The organism is Nitrosomonas sp. Nm34 (genome assembly GCF_900113925.1).
In the GTDB taxonomy this organism is placed as follows: domain Bacteria; phylum Pseudomonadota; class Gammaproteobacteria; order Burkholderiales; family Nitrosomonadaceae; genus Nitrosomonas.
Genome location: NZ_FORD01000123.1, coordinates 1 through 2885, shown reverse-complemented (window position 1 = coordinate 2885; position 2885 = coordinate 1). Strand labels below are relative to the sequence as shown.

At 40.7% G+C, this 2885-nt stretch carries 3 protein-coding genes and 1 pseudogene; 1 reads left to right on the top strand and 3 read right to left on the bottom strand.

The window, feature by feature from the left end:
• Positions 1 to 600: 600 nt before the first annotated feature.
• Entirely contained in the window at positions 601 to 987 is a 387-nt protein-coding gene (locus BM283_RS17550) for a PDZ domain-containing protein (protein WP_175492226.1), read from the bottom strand.
• Positions 988 to 1256: 269 nt separating this feature from the next.
• On the opposite strand from BM283_RS17550, the gene BM283_RS18475 reads away from it, so the two are divergent.
• Positions 1257 to 1469, top strand: a complete 213-nt coding sequence (locus BM283_RS18475) for a hypothetical protein (protein WP_139225345.1) — start codon at positions 1257 to 1259, stop codon at positions 1467 to 1469.
• 832 nt (positions 1470 to 2301) lie between these two features.
• Here BM283_RS18475 and BM283_RS17545 read toward each other — a convergent pair.
• Entirely contained in the window at positions 2302 to 2649 is a 348-nt protein-coding gene (locus tag BM283_RS17545) for a hypothetical protein (protein WP_139225344.1), read from the bottom strand.
• 145 nt (positions 2650 to 2794) lie between these two features.
• Positions 2795 to 2885 (bottom strand): annotated as a pseudogene (locus BM283_RS18470) (IS5/IS1182 family transposase); the annotation flags it as partial.

The window sequence follows — 2885 nt, the reverse complement described above, 5'->3', positions numbered from 1 at the left end:
AGTATTACTGATTGGTTGCGGTTGAGAGTAATAGGTCGAACGTGCCAGATTCAACAACTGGCATTGACGAACCTGACTAAGACTCCCATGGGGCTCAATCATCTCTTTGCGTTCTACAAGACTTAATGATTAAGCTTTCTCACTAAAAAATCGCGTTCTACCGTCAATTGACCAATAACCCGGTGCAGGTCATCTGTTGTAGGTTGCTCCTTATTGGCGCCAGTATTATTTTTAGAAAATAGCTCGGCAGCTTGCTCAATGAATTGCCGTTTCCAGCTATTGATCTGCGTGGGATGGATATGATAACGCGCTGCTAATTAGGGGACAGTTTCATCACCGCGTATCGCTGCCAGCGCTAGTTTTGCTTTGAATTCGCTCGAATAGTGTATGCGCTTTTTACTCATCGTCATTAAGCTCCTTTTTAATTATGGCAGAGCTTAACAACCTGTACAGTTTTTGGGGACCACTTCAAACCGAATACTAAGGCTGTGACAGTAAGTTCTTTATTGATACTCCTCCACATAGACTCGTCATCACTGCAAGAGGATCGTTGGAATTCATGGGAAGAGTATATGCCTGACCGAAAACCAGATATTGTCGTTACGGGAGTGTCACAACGATCTGAAAGATATCTCCTGTGCTGACATCTTGAACAATAAAAGGAACGTCTCCATGCGCACTGAGCAGTGCGTCATTCAATTGCCTCAGCGTACTTATTGCATGATTATTGACAGCAATGATTATATCACCTACTTCGATTCCAGCGTCACCACACGGCTTCCCTGGGGTAACCTGTGTTACTGTTACTCCCAGCCCACCAGGTGAATTGTTGGCTGTAATTCCACACTCATTGCTTCCCGCGATGACCAGTGCTTGTTGTGGTTTCCCCCCACCACCAGTGGTCTGAGCAAAGGCAGGCATCGTTGCGGTAAAGGCGAACAATGATATAAAAGCAGCGACAAACATTTTTAATGATTTAGCTTTCATTGGATCTTCTCCTTGGATATTAAGTAAATTAAAAAACATGGACTTGCTATTTTTACCAGCAATTACTTAAGCGTTAAAACTAACGCCTTTGTCTTCGTTAAATCACACGCAAAATCAAACTTAATTTAGGTTTAACAGCCCAGGTTGAGCTAACTACCTGATTTAATAGATAAATTAAGTTAGAAAAAATATATGTTCTTTTGATGATAATTAAAATAGGCAGAAACCTTAATTAGCTATAAAAAAAATGTGTAAAAAAATGAGAGAGTATGCAAAAAAATAACAATTGCCCGGCAATTTCCAGCGGCCTGTGGTACAACCTTCTAATCGTTCCAACAGCTCCCGTCATTCAACCCTACCTGTTACATCCCACACGGTTGCGTGAGAGGAAGAATCAGAGGAATTTTCTTTCACCTGATGAATCTAAATCCCGGCGTTATAGGCAGATACAAAATATGTGTGCGTTGGCACAGCACGCCTGATTTGACTGAGACTGCCTGCTATCCTCAAGACTCAGCAATCAGAAAATACGGAAACAGTAACAAAAATAGCAACTGTAGCGATAGCAACCTTAATAGGTTCGAAAGATGATATTGATAGTGATATTGAAAATATCCGTAGCTGGCTATTTCAAATTGGCGAAACAGAAGAAATTCATTACCTGGCGATTGATAAATTCCGCAATGATCCACGAGCGCTTGAGTACTTCTTAAAACATGCAAAAGGTGAGTTTGAAGCCAGTTACTCCTTAACGGATAAGGACTATTCATCACCAGATGCGGGACAATGTGTCGTGATTGCCTGTTTCTCTTTGGTGGGCATTGCCAGCAATACAAAATCACTAATCATGGTGTGAAGTACAGGCCGGTTACCAGATATTCTGAAGCGGTGCAGCGTGTTCAAGCCAAGGAAAGGAGAATGATCATCTTCTAACGTTAAGAATCAAGCTACAAGCTATTATTCTGTGTTTATGGTGATATTATTATCACTTAAGACAGGGTAATAGCTTGTGGCGCATTCTGGCAATCTAAAATAGGTTTAGATAGGTTGGGTTGATACGCTTCTAAATTAGAAGCAGATAGAATGGCTCTATTTAGCAAAGTGCAGGAAAGTGTCGAGAAGAGCTAAACAAGAAACCTGTTGTTTTAACGATAAATAACGTAATTGTTCTTAAAACGCATTTCCTGAAAGACAAACTAAAATAGTATTAAATAGCCTTCTATATGGTGCGCTACATTATATAGTCTAGGTGACTTCGATCTTTGACGTTTTTTAGCGCCTGACTGCCACTTATAACAAGCAATCTGGTCATTATTAACGCTTGGTTCCATGTGTACCAGAACTATCAAGGGTACTAGGAGTTGCAGGGCTCCGAGGAGAAACAGGGGTCAAAGGATGACCAGGAGTGCCAGGATTAAAAGGGCTGCCAATGATATCCTGGTTAGGAGGCTCCTGGTCAAGAGGCGTGCCAGGACTAATAGGAGGACTAAAAGTATCAGTGGTATCAGGAATACTAGGTACATCACTAGTCATGCCGGGTGTATTAGTACTACCAGCAGGGCTCCCATCATCTATGATATTCTGAGCAAACACTATGCTGGTAAATACGTATGTACTACCCAGCATTATTGTTCTCATTAATGCCAAAGTTATTTTATACATAGCTTTTTCCCCTTAATTTATAACCTAATATTAACTTCCTAAGTTAGACAAATAATCAAGAGATTATCTAAAGCAGATCAATTCCCGAAATAATAGATAGCTTAATTGTCAAAATTATCTAAATTTATTAGGGTCTGTTGACATTTCACATAGGTAGCCACAGATATCCACACGCTATGGCTACCATACTTTCATAATTTCGCTTCAGCTTGTCGTATCGTGTCGCTATTGCCCGG

Excerpts from the sequence above, each read along its gene's own strand:
- BM283_RS18475 (WP_139225345.1), top strand. The coding sequence starts at position 1,257 with ATGCAAAAAAATAACAATTGCCCGGCAATTTCCAGCGGCCTGTGGTAC.
- BM283_RS17545 (WP_139225344.1), bottom strand. The coding sequence starts at position 2,649 with ATGTATAAAATAACTTTGGCATTAATGAGAACAATAATGCTGGGTAGT.
- BM283_RS17550 (WP_175492226.1), bottom strand. The coding sequence starts at position 987 with ATGAAAGCTAAATCATTAAAAATGTTTGTCGCTGCTTTTATATCATTG.